This window comes from Tardiphaga sp., from assembly GCF_044340795.1.
Lineage (GTDB): Bacteria > Pseudomonadota > Alphaproteobacteria > Rhizobiales > Xanthobacteraceae > Tardiphaga.
Window position 1 is genome coordinate 1 of sequence record NZ_JBIISY010000370.1, and the last position, 4,267, is coordinate 4,267.

A 4,267-nucleotide genomic window follows, 5' to 3' on the forward strand; every position below is an offset into this window, starting at 1 on the left:
GGCCTGTGTCTACTGGGGCGCCCGGTCAAGCCGGGCGACGACAGTATTGGGCGTTAATTTGCCTGACCGGCTTCAGCCTGCTGGCGTTCCAGATTCTGGCGGTACAGGCCGACGAAATCCACCGGGTCCAGCATCAGGGGCGGGAAGCCGCCGTCGCGGACTGCGGTGGCGACGATTTCGCGGGCGAACGGGAACAGCAGGCGCGGGCACTCGATCATGATCAGCGGGTGCAGGTTTTCCTGCGGCACGTTGACGATGCGGAACACGCCGGCATAGGCCAGTTCGAACGAGAACAGCACCGAGCCATTGGCGTCGGCCTTGCCCTCGATGGACAGGGTCACTTCATATTCGGTGTCCGACAGATTGTTGGCGCCGACATTGATCTGGATATTGATGTTCGGCTGCTGGGCCTGCGGAGCCAGCGAGCCCGGGGCATTCGGGTTCTCGAAGGAGAGATCCTTGGTGTATTGCGCCAGCACGTTGAGCTGGGGCGGAGCCGCCTCGGGAGCGTTGCCGTTGCCATTTGCCATGTCGAAAATCTCCTGGAGCGCCGCCGGGCGGCATTACCGATTCGCCGCGAAAAGCCGCGTCAGGCGGCCCCTCTGTGCGGGCGAGTGGCTATCATAAGGCCGCGGTAGTCGACAAGGACGGCAACGTCCGATTGGACTGGTTCAATGGCCGACACGAGCGGCGGAAATCGCTGCCAATTCGCGCTAACTGGCTGATATGCCGCGGCTTCCGCGGCTGCTTACCGTCGGCACCGGCGAACTCGTGGGCGAGTCCCGCGTTATCGCCGTCCGGAGCGGGGCCGCTTTGCCGCAGGTCCGCACGGGACGCATGCCATTGGCTCGACTAGGTTTCATGTCTAGATGAGATTGTGCCGCCAATGATGTATCGTGGTTCGCGGCACCTTCTTCCCGGGCTCCAAGACCCGGCACCGATCAGAAAGCGACAGACGTGGACATTTACACCATCATCTTCCTGGCACTGGCGGTCTTTATCTTCCTGCGCCTGCGCAACGTGCTCGGACAGCGAACCGGTGAGGAACGTCCGCCCTTTGACCGCGCCGCCGCGCGCGAGGCCATGCAGCAGGACAGCAATGGCAATGTCGTATCCATGCCGGGCAGCCCGATCGACCAGACCCAGCCTGCCCCGGCTGCGGAACTCTCGCCGGCCGAGCGCTGGAAGGGCATCGCCGAGCCGGGCACGCCGCTGGCCGCCGGCCTTGATGCCGTGCTTGAAACCGACTCCTCCTTCGACGCCCGTCATTTCGTCAACGGCGCCAAGAGCGCGTACGAGATGATCGTGCTGGCTTTTGCCAATGGCGATCGCCGGGCCCTGAAGGATCTGCTGTCCACGGAAGTCTATGACAGTTTTGACGCCGCCATCAGCGAGCGCGAGAAGAACGACCTGAAGACCGAGACCCGCTTCGTCTCCATCGACAAGGCGGAGCTCGTCGGCGCCGAGGTGCGTGACCGTGCCGCGCAACTCACCATCCGTTTCGTGTCGCAGATGATTTCAGCGACGCGCGACAAGGCTGGCAATGTGGTCGATGGCAATGCCGAGAGCGTGTCCGACATCACCGACGTCTGGACCTTTGCCCGCGATACCTCCTCGCGCGATCCGAACTGGAAGCTGGTTGGCACCGGCGCCGGCCAGTAAGTCCCGGCGACACGCGGCGCTCGCCGCGTGTGCCACGGCGTGCGTCGTCACTTTGCTGGCGGGCACTGCCGATGCGCGTGGCTTGAATCATAAATACAAGAGCCGTGGACATTCCGAGGCTTATGTTCCGCGCTACAATCCGGTGCGCGAATTTCCGTTCGAGTTTCCCGGCAGCCAATATATGCCGGTGCCGTGGTCGGAAATCGCGGGCTGGCGCGAGGATGATCCGCGCGAGGCCTTTGCAGCATTCCAGGCAAGCTGCCGTCCGATCGCAGCCCAGCGCAAGCCATCCACGGATTCCAAGACACTCGGCGATTCCCTGCGCGATGCGTGTGCGGCTGCCAAGTCTGCCGATGTAAGCGACGCCGCGAAGACGCGCGCTTTCTTCGAAGCGAATTTCCGGCCGCTGCGCATCTCTCGGCTCGGCGAGCCCGAAGGTTTCGTCACCGGCTACTATGAGCCCATCGTCGACGGTTCGAAGACGAAGACCGATGTCTACACGGTGCCCGTCTATCGCCGGCCGTCGAACCTGTTCGTGCGCGGCTACAATCAGGCTTCGCCCAGCCTGCCCAATAGCGGCGATGTGTTTCGCAAGATCGGCCGCCGCAAGCTGGTGCCCTATTACGATCGCGCGCAGATCGAGGACGGGGCCATTGCCGGCCGCGGGCTGGAGATCGCCTGGCTGAAGAACCAGACGGATCTGTTGTTCTCGCAGATCCAGGGGTCGGCGCGCGTGCGCATGGAAGATGGCAGCTTCATCCGCATCAACTACGATTCCCACAATGGCTACCGCTATACGCCGGTCGGCCGCGTGCTGATCGATCGCGGCATCATTCCGCGCGAGCAGATGTCGATGCAGCGCATCCGGCAGTATTTCGAGGAGAATCCGGATGCGGCCAATGAGGTGCGCCGGCAGAACAAGGCCTTTGTGTTCTTCCGCGAAGTGCAACTCTCGGAGAAGGACGAGGCGGTGGGTGCGCAGGGCGTGCCGCTGACGCCGGGGCGCTCCATCGCCGTCGACAAGGGGCTGCATGTCTATGGGACGCCATTCTTTGTCGAAGGCGAGTTGCCGATCGAAACCGAGATTTCGAAAACGCCGTTCCGCCGCCTGATGGTGGCGCAGGATACGGGATCGGCGATCATCGGCCCCGCCCGCGCCGATCTCTATTTCGGCGCCGGCACCGAGATGGGCCGGATCGCCGGCCGCATCAAGCACCCTGCGAAATTCGTGATGCTGGTGCCGAAGAGCCTCGATCCTTCGGTGCGCGGCCACAACATGCCGTTGCCCGATGCAAGGCCCTCGGCGAAAATCGCAAAACTGTTTCCGCAGACGCCGGCAAGCGAGCCGGCAAAGGTCGAGCCGGCAAGGACCGAAGTCGCAAAGGCCGAGCCGCCGAAGACGGAGGCCGTGAAGCCTGAGCCGCCGAAAGCGGAGATCGCGAAACCTGACGCCGCGAAGGCACCTGCGGTGACGCCTGATAAGCCTGCTGTCGCCAAGACCGAGCCTGTAACAGAGGCCAAACCGGCAGCGCCCGCCGCGACCACCGTGCCGCTGCCAGCGCCGAAGCCGGCCGAGATTGCAGCGATTGCCGTCCCGGCGGCTGCCGCCGCTGCTGCCGCTGCCGCCATCCCGATGCCGGAGGCGCGGCCGCCATCGGCGCCGCAACTCGCAAAGAACGCTCCGTCTGAAGCGAAACAGGATGCAGCGAAACAGGAAGCCAGGCCGCAGCGGACCAAGTATAAGCGCCGTGTCCATCGCCGCGCGCCGGCGCAGTCGCCGTCGTCATTCTTCCGTTTCCCCTGGCAATGAAACGCTCGCGTCCGCCACAGATCATCGATCCGCCTCGCCGTCGTCATCGTCTTCTCAGCGAGGACGAGCGCGTATTGTGGGAAGGTGTCGCCAAACAGGTAAAGCCGCTGCGCAAGCGGACGCGGATCATCAAGCCGGACCCGGTGGTGATCGAGGCGTCGCCGCCTCCTGCTCTGCCGATGTCCCGCAAGGTGATGGATGTGCCGTCGGCCAAGCCGGTGAAGCACGTTGCTCCGCCGATGCCGCCATTGACGCTGCTCGGTCGCCGCGAGCGGTCGCAGCTGTCACGCGGTCGCAAGGAGATCGACGCGCGGCTCGACCTGCACGGCATGACGCAGGAGCGCGCGCATCGTGCACTCGCCACGTTCCTGCAGCGTGCGAGTTATGATGGCATGTCCTTCGTGCTGATCATTACCGGCAAGGGCCGCTCCGGCAGCCTGGAATCCGAGCGCGGTATCTTGCGGCGCCAGGTGCCAATCTGGCTGGGACTGCCGGAATTCCGTGCGCTGGTGGTGGGATTCGAGGAAGCGCATATCGGGCACGGGGGTGCCGGGGCGCTTTATGTACGGGTGAGAAGGGCGAGGTAAATGCCCTGACTGTCATCACCCGCGAAAGCGGGTGATCCAGTAACACCGACAGTGTTTAAGTCGTGAGATCGAGCCTACTGGATCGCCCGGTCAAGCCGGGCGATGACAGTGCGCGTGTGTAGTTACAAAATAAACCGGCTCAGATCCGTGTTCTTCGCCAGATCGCCCACATGCTTCTGCACATAGTCCGCATCGATGCGGATCGTTT

General features: G+C 63.8%; 4 protein-coding genes. 3 read left to right on the forward strand and 1 reads right to left on the reverse strand.

The window, feature by feature from the left end; all coding sequences use genetic code 11:
• Positions 1-53: 53 nt before the first annotated feature.
• Positions 54-530 carry a protein-export chaperone SecB gene (gene secB / locus ACIQ17_RS31500; protein ID WP_398473446.1) on the reverse strand — a complete coding sequence of 159 codons (477 nt, stop codon included), beginning with the start codon at positions 528-530 and terminating at the stop codon, positions 54-56.
• 427 nt (positions 531-957) lie between these two features.
• On the opposite strand from secB, the gene ACIQ17_RS31505 reads away from it, so the two are divergent.
• The 3 genes from ACIQ17_RS31505 to ACIQ17_RS31515 all read left to right on the forward strand — a co-directional run bounded on the left by ACIQ17_RS31505 (position 958) and on the right by ACIQ17_RS31515 (position 4,059).
• Positions 958-1,662 carry a Tim44/TimA family putative adaptor protein gene (locus ACIQ17_RS31505; protein WP_398473448.1) on the forward strand — a complete coding sequence of 235 codons (705 nt, stop codon included), beginning with the start codon at positions 958-960 and terminating at the stop codon, positions 1,660-1,662.
• A gap of 181 nt (positions 1,663-1,843) precedes the next feature.
• On the forward strand, positions 1,844-3,472 hold the full coding sequence (locus ACIQ17_RS31510) for a murein transglycosylase A (protein ID WP_398473450.1): 1,629 nt from the start codon (positions 1,844-1,846) through the stop codon (positions 3,470-3,472).
• Positions 3,469-4,059: a Smr/MutS family protein gene (locus ACIQ17_RS31515; RefSeq protein ID WP_398473449.1), complete on the forward strand. Its 591-nt coding sequence runs from the start codon at positions 3,469-3,471 to the stop codon at positions 4,057-4,059. Before ACIQ17_RS31510 ends, ACIQ17_RS31515 begins: the two co-directional genes overlap by 4 nt.
• The last annotated feature ends 208 nt before the right edge of the window (positions 4,060-4,267 follow it).

Excerpts from the sequence above, each read along its gene's own strand:
- ACIQ17_RS31515 (WP_398473449.1), top strand. The coding sequence starts at position 3,469 with ATGAAACGCTCGCGTCCGCCACAGATCATCGATCCGCCTCGCCGTCGT.
- ACIQ17_RS31510 (WP_398473450.1), top strand. The coding sequence starts at position 1,844 with ATGCCGGTGCCGTGGTCGGAAATCGCGGGCTGGCGCGAGGATGATCCG.
- secB (WP_398473446.1), bottom strand. The coding sequence starts at position 530 with ATGGCAAATGGCAACGGCAACGCTCCCGAGGCGGCTCCGCCCCAGCTC.